An 18876-nucleotide genomic window follows, 5' to 3' on the forward strand; every position below is an offset into this window, starting at 1 on the left:
ATACGGATATGGCACGCGCGAAATTCCTCTGCGACGCCGAACGCTGCATCGAATGCAACGCCTGCGTCACCGCCTGCAAGAACGAGCACGAGGTGCCCTGGGGCATCAACCGTCGCCGGGTCGTCACCATCAATGACGGCTCACCCGGCGAACGCTCGATCTCGGTCGCCTGCATGCACTGCTCGGATGCGCCCTGCATGGCCGTCTGCCCGGTGGATTGCTTCTACCAGACCGACGATGGCGTGGTCCTGCACTCCAAGGATCTCTGCATCGGCTGCGGTTACTGCTTCTACGCGTGCCCCTTCGGCGCGCCGCAATACCCGCAGGCCGGCAACTTCGGCTCACGCGGCAAGATGGACAAGTGCACCTTCTGCGCCGGCGGCCCGGAAGAGAACAACTCCACCGTCGAGTTCCAGAAGTACGGCCGTAACCGGATCGCCGAAGGCAAACTGCCGATCTGCGCCGAGATGTGTTCGACCAAGGCGCTGCTCGCCGGCGACGGCGATGTGGTCTCGGGGATCTACCGCGAGCGCGTCGTTGCCCGCGGCTTCGGCTCCGGCGCCTGGGGCTGGGGCACGGCCTATGATCAGAAGGGCGGCTGAGACCGTCCGCCACTGAAACTCCGCGGCCCGCAGACCGGGCCGCGGCACGTCCCGAAGAACCCCGAGCGCGAAGGGGAATAGAATGCTCCGCACGATCCTCGCTGTCGTGGCCACTGTCCTGTTCTGTTCCGCGCCGATTGCGGCACAACAGGTCGTTCCGCCCGGGAATCCGCCCGTCGAGGGTGAAATCGGTCACGACGCCACCGGCGGTGCCCAGACGCTCGAGGACATACTCGCGCGCCAGCGCGGTGAAGAGATTGACGACAGTTTCCGCCGGGAGGCCATTGGCAACCCGGACAACGCCGCCAGCATGACCGGGCAGCTCGGCACGCTCGGCGGCGTGTCTGACGCGGAGCTGTGGCGCGCACTGAGATATGGCGAGGCGAATGTGACCGTCTCCGCCGGAGGAGATGTCGCAACCGTTCTTGTGCAGGACGGCGGCATGCGTTGGTACGAGTTTCGCCAGGGCCCTCTGCGTACCTATGGCGGCTGGCTGCTCATTGGCACGCTGATAGCCCTGGCGGTGTTTTTCCTTGTACGCGGCAGGATCAAGATCGACGGCGGCAAGATCGGTCGCACGGTTACCCGGTTCGAATTCATCGAACGCGCCTCACATTGGCTGCTGGCGGGTTCATTTATCCTGTTAGGAATTACCGGCCTGTTCAGCCTGTTCGGGCGTCCGCTGATCGCGCCTTATCTCGGCAAGGAGTTCAACTCGACCTTGCTGATTTATTCCAAGCTGATCCACAACAACGTCGCCTGGGCCTTCATCGTCGCGCTGGTGATGGTTTTCGTGATGTGGGTCGCGCATAACATCCCGAACCGGACGGACCTGAAATGGTTCGCGCAGGCCGGCGGTATCATCGGAAACAAGCACCCTCCCGCAAAGAAGTTCAATGCCGGTCAGAAGATCATCTTCTGGTCCGTTATCCTTCTTGGCGCGTCGATCTCCGTCTCCGGCCTGGCACTGCTCTTTCCGTTCGAAATCCAGCTCTTCGGCAAGACATTTGCCTTCATAAACTGGACGGGCGTCCTCGGCTGGTTCGATATCGCACCACTGCCAGAGTACCTCGCGCCGCAGGAAGAGATGCAGCTTGCGCAGCTTTGGCATGCGATCGTCGCCTTCGTGCTGATGGCGATCATTCTCGCCCACATCTACATCGGCTCCGTCGGCATGGAAGGTGCATTCGACGCCATGGGCAACGGTGAGGTGGACGAGGCATGGGCGCATCAGCACCATTCGATCTGGCTGGAAGAGCTGAAGGAAAAGGGCGAAGCGCCGCCCGATCCGGACACCGATCCGAAAGTCACTCCGGCCGAGTGAGCAAATGCGTCTCGGCCTCGCAGCGGCGGTTCTCGCGCTGATACTGTCAGTGGCAGAGGCGCAGGATTTTACTACGCTCAAGGGACATGGCGGCCCGATCATGGGGCTGGCGGTGTCTGCTGGCGGTCAGGTCGCGACCGCGAGCTTCGACAACTCCGTCGGACTCTGGGACGGACGCGAGCCGGCCTGGCTCGAAGGCCACGCCGCCGCCGTCACCGTCGTGACTTTCGGTCCGGGCGGCACGGTCCTGTCCGGCGGCGACGATTTTTCCGTGCGCCTCTGGAACGACGGCGCGTCCCGGACCCTCGGCACGCATCAGGGCAAGGTGACCGCGCTCGCCGTGTCACCAGACGGCGAATGGGTCGCCAGCGGCAGCTGGGACGGCACTGTCATGCTCTGGCCGCTCGGCGACGGCGAGCCAAGGCAGCTCCCACCGCCGCGCGCCGGTGTAAACACGGTAGCTTACTCTGAGGACGGAAGCCGTCTCTACACCGGCACCACCGCCGGAACGCTTCTCGTCTACGACCTGGATGAAGGCACCGATCCAGACATCCTCACCGAACACGGCTTCGGCGTGAACGAGATCGTCGTCGGCCCCGGCTGGCTTGCCTATGGCGCCGTCGACGGTGGCACCCGCATTATCGACCCCGTCACAGCCGAACAGATCGCCGACTTCACCCTCGACCGCCGGCCGATCCTCGCGATGGTCTGGCACGAAACCACCGATCAGCTCGCGGTCGGCGACGGGCAGGGCTACATCATGGTCGTCGATACCGGAGAATGGTCCATCACCCGCGATTTCCGTGCCGCCCGCGAAGGCCCCGTCTGGGCGCTGGCCTTCTCCCCCGACGGCCGCACCCTCTACGCCGGCGGCATCGACGACGTCGCCTACGCCTGGCCCGTCGACGCCCTCGACCAGTTCGACCCCGCCATGGGCAACGAACGCAGCTTTCTCCGCGACGCCGAAACCATGCCCAACGGCGAACGCCAGTTCATGCGGAAATGCTCGATCTGCCACTCCCTCGAACCGGGCCCTTCCCGCAAGGCCGGCCCCACGCTCAATGGCGTCTTCGGCCGAAGGGCAGGGACGGTAACCGACTACCGCTACTCCCCCCGCCTCGACGGATCCGACATCGTCTGGTCCGAAGGCACCATCAACGACCTGTTCGAACAGGGTCCCGACCACTATATTCCCGGTTCAAAGATGCCGATGCAGGTGATCGCCGGCGCCAGTGACCGTGCCGACCTGATCGCCTATCTGAAAAGCGCCACCGCGCGGGAGGAATGACGCAGATGAAAGCCATGCTCACAGGCTTCGCCGCCATCGTGGTGATCGCAATCGGCGCACACTTCGTCCTCGAAGCCCTCGATTTCTCGTCCGAGAACAGCAACTCAGCCGCATCCGTCCGGATCGATTGAACCCGCTCCATCACATCCCCGTTTTCCGACTTTTTCACTCGGCTTTTCACTTGTGCCGCCCCTGCCGGCATGCATAGAACCTGACCATACGCGCAAGCCAGCCACAGCCAGCGCCATTGTCAGGAGACAGCCATGAAGCCCATTCTTTACGGCGCCGCGCTGGCCGCCGCGCTTGCTGCCCCCGCCTTTTCCCAGGACGTTTCGGTTTCCAGCTATGCCGGAGAGGTCGCCGCGCCGGCCAACCCGGAAAAAGTCGTCGTCTTCGACATTGCCGCGGCCGACACGCTCACCGCCCTCGGCGCCAATATCGACGGTCTGCCTGACCCTTACTACGTCGACTACCTCGCCGACGTCGCCGCAAATGCCGAAACCGTCGGCACCCTCTTCGAACCCGATTTCGAAAAACTCGCCACCATGGCCCCCGGCCTGATCGTCGCCGGCGGCCGGTCGTCGGCCCAGGTCGAAGCGCTCTCCGCCATCGCGCCCACAATCGACATGACGATCTGGGGCGAGAACATGATCGACCAGACCAGGGACCGCATCGACGCCTACGGTGCCATCTTCGGGCTGGAGGACAAGGCAGCCGAGCTCGACGCAGCCCTCGACGCCAAGATCGAGGAAGCCAGGGCCGCCGTCTCCGGCAAGGGCAACGGCATGATCGTCCTCACCAACGGCGGTAAGATCTCCGCCTATGGCGATGACAGCCGCTTCGGCTGGATCCATCAGGCGACCGGCCTGCCAGAGGCCTTCCCCGATCTCACCGCCGAAACCCATGGCGAGGCGATTTCGTTCGAGTTCATCGCCGAGGTGAACCCCGACTGGCTCCTCGTCATAGACCGCGGTGCCGCCATCGGTCAGGCGGGCGAGGCGGCGGCAGCCACCCTCGACAATCCGCTCGTCGCCGGCACCACCGCCGGACAGCAGGGCCAGATCGTCTATCTCAGCCCCGGCCCGATCTACATCGCGGGCGGCGGCGTCACCTCGATGACGACCACGCTCGACGAGATCATCGCCGCCTTCAACGGCTGACCCTTGACCACGCGCGCCGCGATCTGGCGGGCCACCTGGCCCATCGGCCTTGTGCTGCTGATCGCGGCGAGCCTCTCCATCGGCGCGGCCAGCCTCTGGAACGGTGATTTCAGCGCCGGCTGGCTGATGATGGTCAGCCGGATGCCCCGCACCGCCGCCGCCATGCTGGCGGGGGCAGGGCTGGCTCTGGCGGGCACCGTCATCCAGCTCACCGTCCGCAACCGCTTCGTCGAGCCCGGCCTGACCGGGACACCCGAAGCCGCCATGCTCGGCCTTCTCGCAATCACGCTCCTCGCTCCCGGCGCTGCCATCGGCTGGAAAATGGCCGCCGCTGCCGTCGCGGCGCTGATCGGAACCGCGGGTTTCCTTCTCCTGTCCCGCCACGTGCCACGGCAGGACCCGATGCTGCTGCCGCTGGTCGGCCTGATCTACGGTGGCATCCTCGGTGCTGCGGGGCTCTGGATCGCCTGGACCACCGACCTGGTGCAATATCTCGGCATATGGCGGCTGGGGGAATTCTCTGGTGTCCTGCAGGGCCGGTACGAGATGCTGTGGCTGATCGCCGCCCTCGCGGCGCTGCTCTATGCCGCCGCCGACCGCATCACTATCCTCGGACTGGGAGAGGATTATGCGCGTTCCCTCGGCCTGAACTACGGCCAGACGCTGGCGCTCGGCCTCGGGGTCGTCGCCACGATCTCGGCCGTCGTGGTCGTCACGGTCGGTGCGATGCCCTTTGTCGGCCTCGTCGTGCCCAACATCGTGTCGCGCTGGCGCGGCGACAACCTGCGCGCCAATCTGCCCTTCATTGCGCTCTCCGGCGCGGCGATGGTACTGGCCGCAGATGTGATCGGCCGGGTCATCCGCTTCCCTTACGAGGTGCCCGCCGCCACGGTCTTTTCCGTCGCTGGCGCGGGCATCTTCCTCTGGCTGCTTTATGCTGCACCGAAACAGGGCAGGGTGCATGGCTGAACGCCGTCTGCTGCTGCTGGCGGTGGCACTGCTGCTGGCCTGCGCCGCTTTCCTGCTTTGGAACCTGCGGCAGCCTGTGGGATTCATCCTCGGCCTGCGCACCACCAAGCTCGCCGCGCTGGTGCTCGTCGGCATCGCGACCGGAGCGGCCACCGTGCTGTTCCAGACCGTCGCGATGAACCGGCTGCTGACGCCCGGCATCGTCGGCTTCGATGCACTCTTCATCTTCCTGCAGACATTGCTGGTCTTCACGCTCGGTGGCGCCGGCTATACCCAGCTACCCAGGATGCTGACCTTCGGCATCGAGACGGTGATCCTGATGGCCTGCGCCATGCTGCTGTTCGGCACGCTGCTGCGCAAGGGCGCCACGGATGTCACGCGAATGATCCTGACCGGCGTGATCCTCGGCGTCCTGCTGCGCGGACTGGCCGAGATGATCCAGCGTCTTCTCGATCCTTCGGAATTCGCGGTCGTCCAGGGCGCCATGTTCGTCAGCTTCGGCGCCGTGAAGAAAGAAGCGCTCTGGATCGCCGCGCCGGTCCTCGCAGTCGCCGTATTCCTAGCCTGGCGTATGTCCGCGTCGTTGGATGTCGCCGCGCTCGGCCGCACCCGCGCACGGTCGCTGGGCCTCGACCATGACCGCCTCGTCCTGTCGGCGCTCGCCCTCGTCGCCGCGATGGTGGCGGTTTCCACCGCACTTGTCGGCCCGATCACCTTCCTCGGCCTGCTGGCCGCATCCATCGCCCACGGCCTGATGAAAAGTCACCGGCACGCCGTGCTGATCCCGGCCGCCGGCCTGATCGGCGCGCTGATCCTTGTGGCGGGCCAGTTCGTCTTCGAGCGTGTGCTGGGCCTGCAATCGACCCTCGCGGTCCTCGTCGAATTCTTCGGCGGCTTCCTGTTCCTCGCCCTCGTTCTCAAAAGGCGTCCGGCATGATCGAGACCAAAGACCTCCGCGTCAGCATCGCCCAGTCAGAACTCATCCACGGCATCTCGGTGACGATCCCGAAGGGTGGCATCACCGCCGTGATCGGACCGAACGGGGCAGGGAAGTCCACTCTGCTTCACACCATCGCAGGTCTGCAATCCGCGGCGTCCGGTACCGTCACCATCGACGGGACAGATATCGCGCGCGCCCGCCCGCAGGACCGGGCCAGGCTTGTCGCCATTCTCACCCAGAACCAGCCGATGCTCGGGCGGCTGACCGTTGAAGACCTCGTCAGTTTCGGCCGCTGGCCGCATCACCGTGGCCGACCGCGCCCGGAAGACACGGCCATCGTCGCCGAAGCGCTCGCCGAATTCGCGCTGACCGACCTGTCGGATCGCCTGCTCGACACGCTGTCCGGCGGGCAGCGGCAGCGCGCCTTTGTCGCCATGGCCTGGGCACAGTCGACACCATGGCTGTTCCTCGACGAGCCGCTGAACGCGCTGGACCCGCGCCATGCGCGGGACCTTATGACCCGGCTTCGCGACCTGTCCGCGCCCGGCGGCGATGGCCGCTCCGTCGTCGTGGTCCTGCACGACCTGAACACCGCCGCCGGTTTCGCGGACCACGTCATCGCGCTGAAGTTCGGCCACCTGTTTCTGGCCGGCCCGAAAGCCGAGGTGTTGACCGCCGAAAACCTGTCTTCGCTCTTCGATACCCCGTTCCAGACAACGGAAGTGAAGGGCCGTCAGCTCGTTTTCCCCGACTGACAGGGCTTCCTTAAAACCTGCTATGCTTGGCTCTGCGGCATCCTGCCGCGAGAATCTTTCATGCGGCCATCTGGAATTTGCAGAAACATTCCTATATTGGAATGTGAAACGATAAAACGGCTCCTGAGGAGGACCCCGCAATGACCGACTATCCCGTCAACATGGCCGTCAAACCCGAGGTCGACGCCTTCTTCGACGAGGCGACCAACACGATCAGCTACATCGTGAAGGACCCCGACTCCAACGCCTGCGCCATCGTCGACAGCGTCATGGACATCGACTACGCCGCCGGCCGCATCACCTACGATCACGCCGACACCCTGATCAGGAACGTGCAGGACCGCGGCCTCAAGCTCGAATGGATCATCGAGACCCACGTCCACGCCGACCACCTCTCCGCCGCGCCCTACATCCAGGACAAGCTGGGCGGCAAGATCGGCATCGGCGCCAACATCATGACCGTGCAGAACACCTTCGGGAAGATCTTCAACGAAGGCACGGAATTCCAGCGCGACGGCTCGCAGTTCGACGCGCTGTTCGAGGACGGCGACACCTACACCATCGGCAACATGCAGGCCTTCGCGATCTACACGCCGGGCCACACCCCCGCCTGCATGTCCCACGTCATCGGCGACGCCACCTTCGTCGGCGACACCCTGTTCATGCCCGATGGCGGCTCCGCCCGCGCCGACTTCCCCGGCGGCGATGCAGCGACCCTCTACGACTCGATCCAGAAGCTCCTGCAGCTCCCCGACGACATGCGCCTGTTCATGTGCCACGACTACGGTCCCAACGGCCGCGACATCCAGTGGGAAACCACCGTGGGCGAGGAAAAGGCCAACAACATCCATGTCGGCCAGGGCAAGACCCGCGAGGAATTCGTCAAGTTCCGCACCGAGCGCGACGCGACTCTCGACATGCCCAAGCTGATCATCCCCTCGCTGCAGGTGAACATGCGCGCGGGCGAAGTGCCGAAGGACCGCGACGGCAACCCGATGCTCAAGGTGCCGGTCAACGGCCTGTAACCCGTACTTAGGTTCAAAAGGAAACGCGCATGGAAATCAGGCACATATCGCCGGAACTTGCAGTCAGCGGGCAGATCCTGCCCGCTGACGTGGCAGAGCTGAAGGCCAAGGGCTTCCGCTCGCTGATCTGCAACCGTCCCGACGGCGAAGGCGCCGACCAGCCCAGCTCGGAAGAGATGCTGCGTGCCGCGGCCGAGAACGGCCTCGAATTCCGCTACATCCCCGTCACCTCCGGCAAGGTCGAGGACAGCGACGCCGAAACCTTCGGCGCCGCCCTCCGCGAACTCCCCGGACCCACCTTCGCCTATTGCCGCTCCGGCATGCGCTCCGCCACGCTGTGGTCGCTGTCACAGGCCGGAACGAAAGCCATGCCGGAAATCCTCGCCGCCTCCCAGGCGGCCGGCTACGACATGCACGGCGTCGCCAGGCGCATCGCAAACGGCGGCAAGACGCCCACCGATACCGGCGATGCGAAATTCGACATCGTCATCGTCGGCGCGGGCGCCGGCGGCATCTCCGTCGCCGCCAGCCTGCAGTCGCGCACCAACGCCTCCATCGCGCTCATCGACCCCGCCGATATCCATTATTACCAGCCCGGCTGGACAATGGTCGGCGGCGGCGTGTTCGAGGCGCAGGAAACCGCCCGGACGATGGGCTCGCTCATTCCGCGCGGCGTCCACTGGATCAAGGCCGCAGTCGCCGCCTTCGAGCCAAAGAACAACGCCATCATCCTCGACGGCTGCCGTGTCGTGAAATACGACCGCCTCGTCGTCACGCCCGGTCTCAAGCTGAACTGGGAAGGCATCGAAGGGCTCGAGGAAACCCTTGGCCGCAACGGCGTGACCTCGAATTACCGTTACGATCTCGCGCCTTACACCTGGCAGCTCGTGCAAGACATGAAGCAGGGCCGCGCCATCTTCACGCAGCCGCCGATGCCGATCAAATGCGCCGGCGCGCCGCAGAAGGCGATGTACCTCTCCGGCGACCACTGGTTCCGGCAGGGCGTGCTCAAGGACATCGACATCCGGTTCAACAATGCCGGCGGCGTGCTGTTCGGCGTCAAGGACTACGTGCCCGCGCTCGAGAAATACATCGACAAGTACGGCGTCACGCTGAACTTCTTCCACAACCTGACCGCCATCGACGGTCCGGGGAAGAAGGCCACCTTCAAGGTCAGCAAACCCGATACCGAGCCGACCACGGTCGAGATGGAATTCGACATGATCCATGTCGTTCCGCCACAGACCGCGCCGGACTTCATCCGCGTGTCGCCGCTCGCCGACGCCACGGGCTGGGTCGATGTCGACCAGGCCACGCTGCGCCACAAGACCTTCGACAATATCTGGTCGCTGGGCGACGTGATGAACGCGCCGAACGCGAAAACCGCCGCAGCCGCGCGCAAGCAGGCGCCCGTCGTGGCCGAAAACATCGCCGCCGACATCGCCTGCAAGGCGCCCGTGGCACAATACGATGGCTACGGCTCCTGTCCGCTGACAGTGGAAAAGGGCAAGATCGTCCTAGCGGAATTCGGCTATGGCGGCACGCTGCTGCCAAGTTTCCCGAAATTCCTGATCGACGGCACCAAGCCTACCCGCGCCGCCTGGCTGCTGAAGGAAAAGATGCTGCCGCCGATCTACTGGAAAGCCATGCTGCGCGGTCACGAATGGCTCGCGCGGCCCGAACCGCTGACTGCCAAGACGCAATAAGTGCGCTTCTGTCTCTTCCCTGTCTCAGGGCGCACTTGGATCGGGCAAGGGTCCCGCTTTGCCCGATCCGTTATTTGAGAGTACCGAGATGACCCGCCTGTTACGCCAGTACCTGCCGATCCTCGACTGGGGCCGGACCTACGACCGCAATGCGCTGTCGAACGACCTGATCGCGGCGGTGATCGTCACAATCATGCTGATCCCGCAATCGCTCGCCTACGCGCTGCTGGCAGGCCTGCCGCCAGAGGCCGGTATCTACGCCTCGATCGTGCCGATCATGCTTTATGCGGTCTTCGGCACGTCGCGGGCGCTGGCGGTCGGCCCGGTGGCGGTGGTCTCGCTGCTGACCGCGTCGGCCGTGGGGCAGGTGGCGGAACAGGGGACGGCGGGCTATGCCGTGGCCGCCCTGACGCTGGCGCTGATGTCGGGCGGTTTCCTGATGGCGCTTGGCCTGTTCCGGCTCGGCTTTCTGGCGAACTTCCTCAGCCACCCGGTCATCGCCGGTTTCATCACGGCTTCGGGGATCCTGATCGCCACCAGCCAGCTCAAGCACGTGCTGGGGGTAGAGGCAGAGGGGCACACACTGGTCGAAATGGTCGGCTCCATCCTGTCGCACCTGAACCAGACCAACTGGATCACCCTGATCATCGGGGCCGCTGCCACCGGCTTCCTGTTCTGGGTCCGCAAGGGGCTGAAACCGCTTCTGCGCCGGGCCGGGCTTGGCCCACGCATGGCCGACGTGCTGACCAAGGCCGGCCCAGTCGCCGCCGTCGTCGTCACGACCCTCCTGACCTGGGGCTTCGGCCTGGACGGGCAGGGCGTCAAGATCGTCGGCAGCGTGCCGCAAAGCCTGCCGCCCCTGACCATGCCCGGTCTCGCGCCTGACCTGCTGCGCCAGCTGGCCATCCCGGCAATCCTGATCTCGATCATCGGCTTCGTGGAATCCGTCTCGGTCGCGCAGACCCTCGCCGCGAAGAAACGGCAGCGCATAGACCCCGATCAGGAACTGATCGGCCTCGGCGCCGCCAATATCGGCGCCGCCTTCACTGGCGGCTACCCGGTGACCGGCGGCTTCGCCCGGTCCGTCGTGAACTTCGATGCGGGGGCGGAAACGCCCGCCGCCGGCGCGTTTACTGCCGTGGGCCTCGCCATCGCCGCCGTCGCGCTGACGCCGCTGGTCTACTTCCTGCCCAAGGCGACACTGGCGGCGACGATCATCGTCGCCGTGCTGTCGCTGGTCGACTTCTCGATCCTGAAAAAGACCTGGGGCTACTCTAAATCCGACTTCGCCGCCGTCGCGGCCACCATCGTCCTCACGCTGTGGCAGGGGGTGGAGATCGGCGTCGCTTCCGGCGTGCTTCTGTCCATCGGGCTGCATCTCTACAAGACGTCGCGCCCGCATGTGGCAGAGGTCGGGCTCGTTCCCGGAACCCACCATTTCCGCAACATCAACCGGCACAAGGTCGAAACCGATCCGTCGCTGCTGTCGATCCGGATCGACGAGAGCCTCTATTTCGTCAACGCGCGGTTCCTCGAGGATCTGATACAGGACCGCATCGCCGAAGGCTGCGCGGTGAAGAACGTGGTCCTGATGTGCCCGGCCGTGAACGAGGTGGATTATTCCGCGCTGGAAAGCCTCGAGGCGATCAACCACCGCCTGAAGGATTTCGGCATCGGCTTCCACCTGTCAGAAGTGAAGGGCCCGGTGATGGACCGGCTGAAGACCTCACACTTCCTGTCCGAGCTGAACGGCAAGGTCTACCTCTCGCATTACGACGCCTGGCAGGATCTCCTGCCGCAGCCTGTGTCCCGCGCGGCGGAGTAGTACGGCAGACCGGCTCGGTGCCTGTTGTCTGAAGTGAGGACGGGTAGGCCTCGGCGTGTCAAAGTGGTGCCGGCCGGTCTCATTGGAAGCGATGTTTGCGTGACCGTCCCCAAATATAGGTTAGCGCTAACACGCCTGAAATCAATGACTTGACCCCCCGTCCCCATGGGGACGCTCAGATCGGGCGGCTCTCCAGCTCCGCCGCGACCCCCTCATCCACCGGCGTCTCATAGGTCATCAGAAGGTACCCCAGGGTCGAATAGAACCCCACCGTAGCCATCAGGTCGATCACCCCCAGCCGCCCGATCGCCGCCGCCAGCTCCGCCTCCTCCTCCAGGCTCAGCCGCCGCCGGTCCAGCAGGGCATCCACCGCCCCCGCGATGAGCCCGTCCTCCCCCTCCGGCTCCCCCGCGATCGCCCGGATCCTCTCGTCCGAAAACCCCAGCGCCCGCGCCCGGCTCACATGATGCGCCCACTCATAGGCCGACCCCATCCGGTGCCCGACCCGCAGGATCACCACCTCCGACCGCTCAGCCCCCAGCGCGCTGTCCTTCACCACATGCTGCCGCAGCGGCGCCCACGCCCGCACCAGCGCCGGATGATGCGCCATCGTCCTGTAGACATTCAGCGCCCCGGCAAAGCCCTCCCTCAGGTCTTCGATTTCAACGGGCCAATCGGCATCGGATAGCGGGGGGCAGGGCGTCTGAACCATGCCATTCCCTTGCCCTCCGGCAAGGCGGCAGGCAAGTCAAACCTGCCGCCGCCACTGCGGATCTCCCGGAATTCCCCGCCGCCCAGAGCTTCGCAGCCGCTGCCCAAATTCAAAGCACCGCGCCGCCTGCCGTCGCGTTGCCGGTCGATTTTAGCTTTCGTTCCGTACCCTTGTTGGCTAGCCCTTGGCGGGCAAAGGCCATTCGCCGCCGGCGTCGATCCGCCCGGCTGTCCGCGATGCGCCAGTCAGATACCAGGCCACAACCGAGGTGCCCCATGCCGAAATCCGGCCCAGCCGTCCAGTTCACCTGCGACAAGCGCCCCGCCAGCGGCACCGAAGGCGTCGTGGTCACCAACAACCCGAACGGCACCGCGGCCGGCGCCGAGATCCTCGCGGCGGGCGGAAACGCGGTGGACGCCGCCGTCGCGGCCCTGCTGGCGCTGACCGTGGCGGAACCGATGATGGTCGGCATCGCGGGCGGCGGCGTATCGCATCTCCGGCTGCCCGATGGCCGGCACGTCGTGGTGGATGCGCTGTCCACCGCACCCGCGGCGACCGGTCCGGAAACCTTCGAGCCCGTTTCCGACGATCCCGATCACTACATGGATACCCGCGACCGTCGCAACGAGGTCGGGCCCTCCGCGGTGGCGGTTCCGGGTAACCTGGCTGGCTGGTGCCTGATGCAGGAGAAATACGGGCGGTTGCCGTTTGCCGACGTCATCGATCCGGCGATCCGCATCGCCGAGCGCGGTTTCACCGTGACGCCCTACCTGTTCGGGACGATCCGGGAACATGCGGACGACCTGCGGAAAGATACGGAAATTGCGAGCCTTCTTTTCCAGGATGGAGAACCTGCCGCTGTAGGCAGCCGGATGGTGCGGGGCGACTACGCCGAGAGCCTACGGCTTTTTCAGAAAGACGGACCGAAAGCCCTTTACGGCGGCGCGCTCGGACAGGCGCTGGTGGATCGCATTGCGACGGGCGGTAAAGATGCGGGTTTCCTGTCTATTGAGGATCTACAGGGCTATCGAGCTATCGAGCGCGAGGCCATCTTCGGGCCCTATCGTGGCTACACCATTGTCGGCCCACCGCCGCCGGCCTCGTCTGGCGTGCACGTGACCGAGATGCTGAACATTCTCGAGGGCTACGACATCCGTGGAATGCGTTACGGGACACCGGAGACGCTGCATCTACTGTCCGAAGTCATTCGCATTGCCTTCGAAGACCGGAACGCAGCCTCGGGCGATCCGGATTTCATAGACGTTCCGGTGGACCTTTACACATCTAAATCCTACGCCGCCGAAGCGCGGAGCCGGATGCGAGACGTCGGAGGCGCATTGCCGCTGCCGGAACAACTCTACGAAAGCCAGGATACGACCCATGTGACGGTGGCCGACCGGGATGGCGGCATCGTCTCTGCCACGCACACGATCAACGGTCTTTTCGGCGCGCGGTTCATGGTGCCGGGGACCGGAATCATCCCGAATAACTATATGCTGAATTACGATCCCCGGCCGGGTAAGGCGCGGTCTGTCGCTCCGGGCAAACGGGTGCCAACATCGATGGCGCCGATGATTGTCCTGAAGGACGGGCAGCCTGCTTTTGCGCTTGGACTTCCCGGCGGTGTACGCATCTTCCCATCTGCGATGCAGGCAATCGTAAATTTGATCGATCACGGCATGTCGCTGCAGGAAGCGGTGGAAGCGCCAAGGCTTTGGACCGGCGGACACCATATCGACCTCGAGCCTGGCTATGCCGAGTTGACCGGGGCTCTGGAGGCGATGGGTCATGAAGTGCGCGCCGCGCGCCAGGTCGGTGGCGGGATGAATGCAATCGGCTTCGGCGACGACGGGGTGATGACCGGGGCGGCCTGCTGGCGGGCCGATGGCACCGTCATGGCCATTGGCGGCGGGCTTGCCCGCAAGGGCGCACGGTTCCAGATCTGAAGGAGAAGACTATGACGCGCGTGGTAATGCTGGACCCGTTGCGGCCTGAACGGGTGGAGCGCATTCGACCCTTTCTGCCGGACGGATGGGAAATTGGGGTAGCAGCATCGCGCGCGCCAGAGGATCAGCTGGCGGCTCTCCAGGGAGCGGATTTTGCCGTGACCGGCGATGTGCCCGTGTCGGCCCTGATGATGGCCGTGCCCGGCCTGAAAGCAGTGCACAAATGGGGCGTCGGTTATGACAACATTGACTGCGTAGCCGCAAAGGCGAATGGGGTCCGCGTGATGCGGACCACCGGATCGAACGCGATCGCCGTAGCGGAAACGACCCTGGGTCTGATCCTGTCGGTGAGCCGGAACATCGCGCGCGGTCATGCCGGTGTCCTGAATGGCGAATGGCTGAAAGGGACGCTCGGGCAGACGTCGTTCAGGCTGACGGGCAAGACTGTGGGCATTATTGGACTCGGCTACATCGGCAAGGCACTGGCCAAGTTGTTGAGCGGATTTGACAGCCCCATCCTCTACACGAAACGCACACCCCTTTCGGCAGAAGAAGAAGCGGCGCTGAATGCCCGTTTCGTACCGCTCGAGGAATTACTGGCGAATTCGGACGTGGTGACTCTGAACTGCGAGTTGAACGACCAGACGCGCGGTATAATCAACAAACATACACTTGCGCTAATGAAGCCGACAGCTGTGCTGGTGAACGCGTCGCGTGGTGGCGTTGTGATTGAGGAGGATCTAGCTGCCGCGCTACGTGAAGGACGTCTGCTAGGCGCGGCTGCGGACGTATTCGCGATGGAGCCGATCGCTCGCGACAACCCGCTGCTGGCGTTGCCCAATATGATCATGACACCGCATATTGCCGCTGTTTCGACAGACGGATTCGCACCTTCGGTGACCCGGATGATGACGAACTTCAAATCCGTGGCTGACGGTCGCGAACCACCGGAAATGGACGTCGTTGCCTGACGCGAGGGCACTGATAATGCCCTTTCGCTCTTCGCCCGGCAATCGGACATGCTGCAGAATATATGGTGAAAAAACAGGCTTAGCCGCTCGCTTGGCGCTGTTTGCCAGCCGGTCGGATTTACACTACCGTCCCTTAGAATAGCGTAACGATTACAAGATGATACCGCGAGGGCGGGGAAAAGCCCTTGTTTTATCGTTCCAACCCACTCTCTCTCTGAGCTTGCCTCGCTCTTCATGCTACGTTTCTGGTCCATTAAGGTGCTGCGCACCGTTCTGACGTTGTGGTTCGTCGTCACTTTCACCTTCGTCGTTCTCCGCACGTCGGGCGATCCGATGATGGCATTGCTCAGCCCGGATGCACTGCCCGACGAAATCGAGCAGTTCCGACGGCAGTGGGGGCTCGATCAGCCGCTGTTCGTTCAATACCTGCGCTATGTCGGCCAGATGTTCACCGGGAACTTCGGTGAGTCGCTGCGAACCCATCAGCCGGTCATCGAGATCATACTCGACCGCCTGCCGGCGACGCTCCTGCTAGGTCTTTTGTCATTCGCTCTGGCGGCCATAATCGGGATCCCTGCGGGCGTAGTTGCCGCGGTGCGCCGCGGGGGAGCCGTCGACAGGCTGCTGATGGCGCTTGCGGTGTTTGGTTTCGCTGTGCCGAACTTCTTTCTCGGGATCTGTCTGATCCTGTTATTTTCGTTGATGCTGCAGGTTCTTCCTTCCTCGGGAACAGGGACCTTCTGGCATCTGATCATGCCGGTATTGACGCTCGGGACCGCGACAGCGGGTACGCTTGCCCGGTTCACAAGATCCGCGATGCTGGAGCAACTGGAGAAACCGTATATGCGCGCGGCGATGGCCAAGGGTGTACCGGCGTGGAAGCGCATCTACCTGCACGCCTTTCCCAACGCTGCCATCCCGATCGTGACGGTGATCGGCCTGAACCTTGGTCAGCTGATCGCCGGTTCCATCGTGGTGGAGACCGTCTTTGCCTGGCCTGGGATCGGCAGGCTGCTGGTTTCGGCGGTGTCATCAAGGGATCTTGCGGTGGTGCAGGGGCTGGTGCTGGTCATCGCGTTCACGATGGTCATGGCGAACCTGATCGTCGATCTGGTCTATGGCCTGCTCGACCCGCGCATACGGGGAGGCGCCCGATGAAAAAACGTCTGCCTGTCAGCGTGATCATCGCGGCCACCGTACTTGGCGTGATCATCTTCATCGCGATCATCGGCAACGTCTTCACGCCCTATGGCGTGACCGAGCAGAACCTGCTGGCACGGCTGAAACCTCCCGCGTTTCTTGGCGGGCCCGAGGAGTATCCGCTTGGCACGGACAGGATCGGGCGGGACATGGTTGCGCGTCTGGTCGCGGGGCTGAGGATGTCACTGTTGGTTGCTCTTGCCGGGACGGCTATCGGGGCGATCTTTGGGACCACCATCGGTTTCATCGCGGCGCATTTCCGCGGCGCTGTGGAAGAGATCCTGATGATGATCGTCGATTTCCAGGCGTCGCTTCCGTTCATCCTGATCGCGCTGACGCTACTGGCCTTCTTCGGCAACTCCATGACGCTGTTCATCATCCTGATGGGGCTGTTCGGATGGGAAACCTATGCCCGCTTGGCACGTGGTGTCGTGCTGTCCGCGGCGGCGCAGCCCTATGCCAAGGCGGTGGTGGCCCTGGGGGCCCGCCCAATACGCCTCTATACGAAGCATATTCTGCCGAACGTGGCTTCGGCTCTGATCGTCCAGCTGACGCTGACCTTTCCGCAGATCATCCTGCTCGAAACGTCGCTGTCTTTCCTCGGTCTGGGCATTCAGTCGCCAAATACGAGCCTGGGACAGATCCTCGGTAGCGGTCGCGACTACCTGTCGACCGCCTGGTGGATCTCGGTCTTTCCCGGGATGCTGATCTTCATCATCACCCTGTCGATGTCGATCCTCGGCGACACCCTGCGCGACCGGCTCGATCCCATGCTAAAACAAAGGAATACCTGACGGCTCGACCCAACGGCCGCGACTACGAACGAAACCTGTAACCAACAAGGAGACAGACCATGATTACCAGACGCGATTTCGGCAAGTACTCGGCCGGAGCGGGCGCGCTGACGCTGGCCGCCGGGGCGAAGCCGCTTTATGCGCAGGATCGTCCGACCCTGACCATCGCTGTGGATAACCTTTGGGCCAACATCAACACGATCAACGGGATCTCCACCTCGACAAGGCGGTTCTTCCCGAACATTTACAGCCTGCTGGTCGAACAGGATTACATCAACGATCCGAACGGCGTGCAGCTGAAGCCGGGCCTTGCGACCGAGTGGTCGCGTGACGGCAAGGTGTGGACCATCAAGCTGCGTGAAGGCGTGAAGTTCCACGACGGAACGACCATGACTGCGGAAGACGTCGCATTTACCCTCGGGCCGGAACGGCTGTGGGGCGACGAACCCTTCGAACCGCGCGGCAAGACCTTTACCGAGGGGTTCGTGCGCGTCGAGGCTGTCGATGACCTGACCGTCGAGATCGAGACTGACAAGGTCGATCCGTACATTCCCGGGAAACTGACCGGTTATATCGGCTTTGTCGTGCCGAAGGCGGCTTATCTCGAGATGGGCGTCGATGCTTTTGGTCAGATGCCAATCGGCACCGGCCCCTACAAGGTGACCAAGTTCGACTCAGGCGAGGTTCTGGAAATCGAAGCCTTCGACGAATACTGGGATGGCCCACCGCCGGCGGCCAAGGTGATCTGGAAGATCGTACCGGAATTCGCCGCGAGGATGGCGGGCGTCGTCTCGGGCGAGTTCGACTTCATGTACAACATCCCGACCGACCAGATGTCGCAGCTCGAAAGCTACGACAACGTAACGGTGGCCTATGCGCTGGCAGGCAACTACCCGGCGGTTGGCTTCAACTGCCTGCCCGATCCGGAAGACAACCCGCTTGTCGATGTTCGGCTTCGTAAGGCGCTGGTTCAGTCCGTCGATATGGATGCGATCGTTACCGCGCTGTTCGGCGAACTGACCTATCACCCGGAAGTGCCGTTCAACTGGACGGAATACGGCCCTTTCTACGATCCGGACATGCCGAATCCGCTGCCGTACGACCCGGAAGCGGCCAAGGCACTCATCGCCGAGACCGACTATGACGGAGAAGAGCTTGACTGGCACATCACCCGGCAGTTCTACCCGAACTACGAAGCAGCGGCCGAGATCATGGTCGAGATGTGGCGCGAGGTCGGGCTTAACGTGAAGGCAAACGTGCTGGACAACTTCCAGCTCGTTTACGAGCGCCCTTGGCACATGCAGAACTTCTCCAACTCCACGGCGTTCATTCCGGGCGACCCGTACCGGCCGCTCTGGCTAGACTGGGGTCCTGCCTCTGGCCGGGCACGGGAAGATTCCCGCACCAGAACGTGGGAGCCGACGCCGGAGTACCTCGCCGCCGGCGAGAAATTCCTGAATGCGGTCGAATTCGAGGAGCGCAAGGAAGCCTATCTCGAGCTTTCTGCCGCCTGGCAGGAAGTCACGCCGTGCATGTACCTGTGGAAGTCGGTTTACAACTGGGCGCACCGCGCAGACGTCACCTGGGTCCCGCGCCCGGATGGAGAGATGCGGATGTTCGGCGAATACCTGACTTTGCCGGCGTGAAGCACGCGTTGGC

At 63.8% G+C, this 18876-nt stretch carries 17 protein-coding genes; 16 read left to right on the forward strand and 1 reads right to left on the reverse strand.

Annotated elements, in window-relative coordinates:
• The first annotated feature begins 8 nt into the window (after positions 1-8).
• From fdh3B to HCO70_RS08050, 11 genes are all read left to right on the forward strand, one after another.
• The gene (fdh3B, locus tag HCO70_RS08005; protein ID WP_172294741.1) at positions 9-602 is read left to right on the forward strand and encodes a formate dehydrogenase FDH3 subunit beta; all 594 of its coding nucleotides are present in this window, start codon (positions 9-11) and stop codon (positions 600-602) included.
• 82 nt (positions 603-684) lie between these two features.
• Complete coding sequence (locus HCO70_RS08010) at positions 685-1926, forward strand: formate dehydrogenase subunit gamma (protein WP_172294743.1); 1242 nt, start codon at positions 685-687, stop codon at positions 1924-1926.
• Between the two features lie 4 nt (positions 1927-1930).
• Positions 1931-3214, forward strand: a complete 1284-nt coding sequence (locus HCO70_RS08015; protein WP_172294745.1) for a c-type cytochrome — start codon at positions 1931-1933, stop codon at positions 3212-3214.
• A gap of 5 nt (positions 3215-3219) precedes the next feature.
• Positions 3220-3345: a hypothetical protein gene (locus HCO70_RS24975; RefSeq protein ID WP_256372956.1), complete on the forward strand. Its 126-nt coding sequence runs from the start codon at positions 3220-3222 to the stop codon at positions 3343-3345.
• 132 nt (positions 3346-3477) lie between these two features.
• Entirely contained in the window at positions 3478-4374 is an 897-nt protein-coding gene (locus HCO70_RS08020; protein ID WP_172294747.1) for a siderophore ABC transporter substrate-binding protein, read from the forward strand.
• Between the two features lie 3 nt (positions 4375-4377).
• Complete coding sequence (locus HCO70_RS08025; RefSeq protein ID WP_216665299.1) at positions 4378-5343, forward strand: ABC transporter permease; 966 nt, start codon at positions 4378-4380, stop codon at positions 5341-5343.
• On the forward strand, positions 5336-6280 hold the full coding sequence (locus HCO70_RS08030; RefSeq protein WP_172294749.1) for an iron chelate uptake ABC transporter family permease subunit: 945 nt from the start codon (positions 5336-5338) through the stop codon (positions 6278-6280). The genes HCO70_RS08025 and HCO70_RS08030 overlap by 8 nt, the downstream gene beginning before the upstream one ends.
• Positions 6277-7038, forward strand: a complete 762-nt coding sequence (locus tag HCO70_RS08035; protein ID WP_172294751.1) for an ATP-binding cassette domain-containing protein — start codon at positions 6277-6279, stop codon at positions 7036-7038. Before HCO70_RS08030 ends, HCO70_RS08035 begins: the two co-directional genes overlap by 4 nt.
• Before the next feature lie 140 nt (positions 7039-7178).
• Positions 7179-8063 carry an MBL fold metallo-hydrolase gene (locus HCO70_RS08040; protein ID WP_172294753.1) on the forward strand — a complete coding sequence of 295 codons (885 nt, stop codon included), beginning with the start codon at positions 7179-7181 and terminating at the stop codon, positions 8061-8063.
• 29 nt (positions 8064-8092) lie between these two features.
• The gene (locus tag HCO70_RS08045; RefSeq protein ID WP_172294755.1) at positions 8093-9769 is read left to right on the forward strand and encodes a bifunctional protein tyrosine phosphatase family protein/NAD(P)/FAD-dependent oxidoreductase; all 1677 of its coding nucleotides are present in this window, start codon (positions 8093-8095) and stop codon (positions 9767-9769) included.
• Positions 9770-9857: 88 nt separating this feature from the next.
• Complete coding sequence (locus HCO70_RS08050; protein WP_172294757.1) at positions 9858-11594, forward strand: SulP family inorganic anion transporter; 1737 nt, start codon at positions 9858-9860, stop codon at positions 11592-11594.
• A 175-nt stretch (positions 11595-11769) separates the two neighbouring features.
• Here the strand turns inward: HCO70_RS08050 and HCO70_RS08055 are convergent, their stop codons facing one another.
• The gene (locus HCO70_RS08055) at positions 11770-12306 is read right to left on the reverse strand and encodes a carboxymuconolactone decarboxylase family protein (protein ID WP_172294759.1); all 537 of its coding nucleotides are present in this window, start codon (positions 12304-12306) and stop codon (positions 11770-11772) included.
• Between the two features lie 275 nt (positions 12307-12581).
• On the opposite strand from HCO70_RS08055, the gene ggt reads away from it, so the two are divergent.
• From ggt to HCO70_RS08080, 5 genes are all read left to right on the forward strand, one after another.
• Positions 12582-14252: a gamma-glutamyltransferase gene (gene ggt / locus HCO70_RS08060; RefSeq protein ID WP_172294761.1), complete on the forward strand. Its 1671-nt coding sequence runs from the start codon at positions 12582-12584 to the stop codon at positions 14250-14252.
• A gap of 11 nt (positions 14253-14263) precedes the next feature.
• The gene (locus tag HCO70_RS08065) at positions 14264-15223 is read left to right on the forward strand and encodes a 2-hydroxyacid dehydrogenase (protein ID WP_216665300.1); all 960 of its coding nucleotides are present in this window, start codon (positions 14264-14266) and stop codon (positions 15221-15223) included.
• A gap of 234 nt (positions 15224-15457) precedes the next feature.
• Positions 15458-16381 (forward strand): ABC transporter permease, encoded by a 924-nt coding sequence (locus HCO70_RS08070; protein ID WP_172294763.1) that lies wholly within the window; start codon positions 15458-15460, stop codon positions 16379-16381.
• Positions 16378-17217 (forward strand): ABC transporter permease, encoded by an 840-nt coding sequence (locus tag HCO70_RS08075; RefSeq protein WP_172294765.1) that lies wholly within the window; start codon positions 16378-16380, stop codon positions 17215-17217. Before HCO70_RS08070 ends, HCO70_RS08075 begins: the two co-directional genes overlap by 4 nt.
• A gap of 59 nt (positions 17218-17276) precedes the next feature.
• Positions 17277-18863, forward strand: coding sequence for an ABC transporter substrate-binding protein (locus tag HCO70_RS08080; RefSeq protein WP_172294767.1), 1587 nt, complete (start codon positions 17277-17279; stop codon positions 18861-18863).
• Positions 18864-18876: the final 13 nt, after the last annotated feature.

The organism is Pseudoruegeria sp. HB172150 (assembly GCF_013184805.1).
GTDB lineage: Bacteria > Pseudomonadota > Alphaproteobacteria > Rhodobacterales > Rhodobacteraceae > Psychromarinibacter.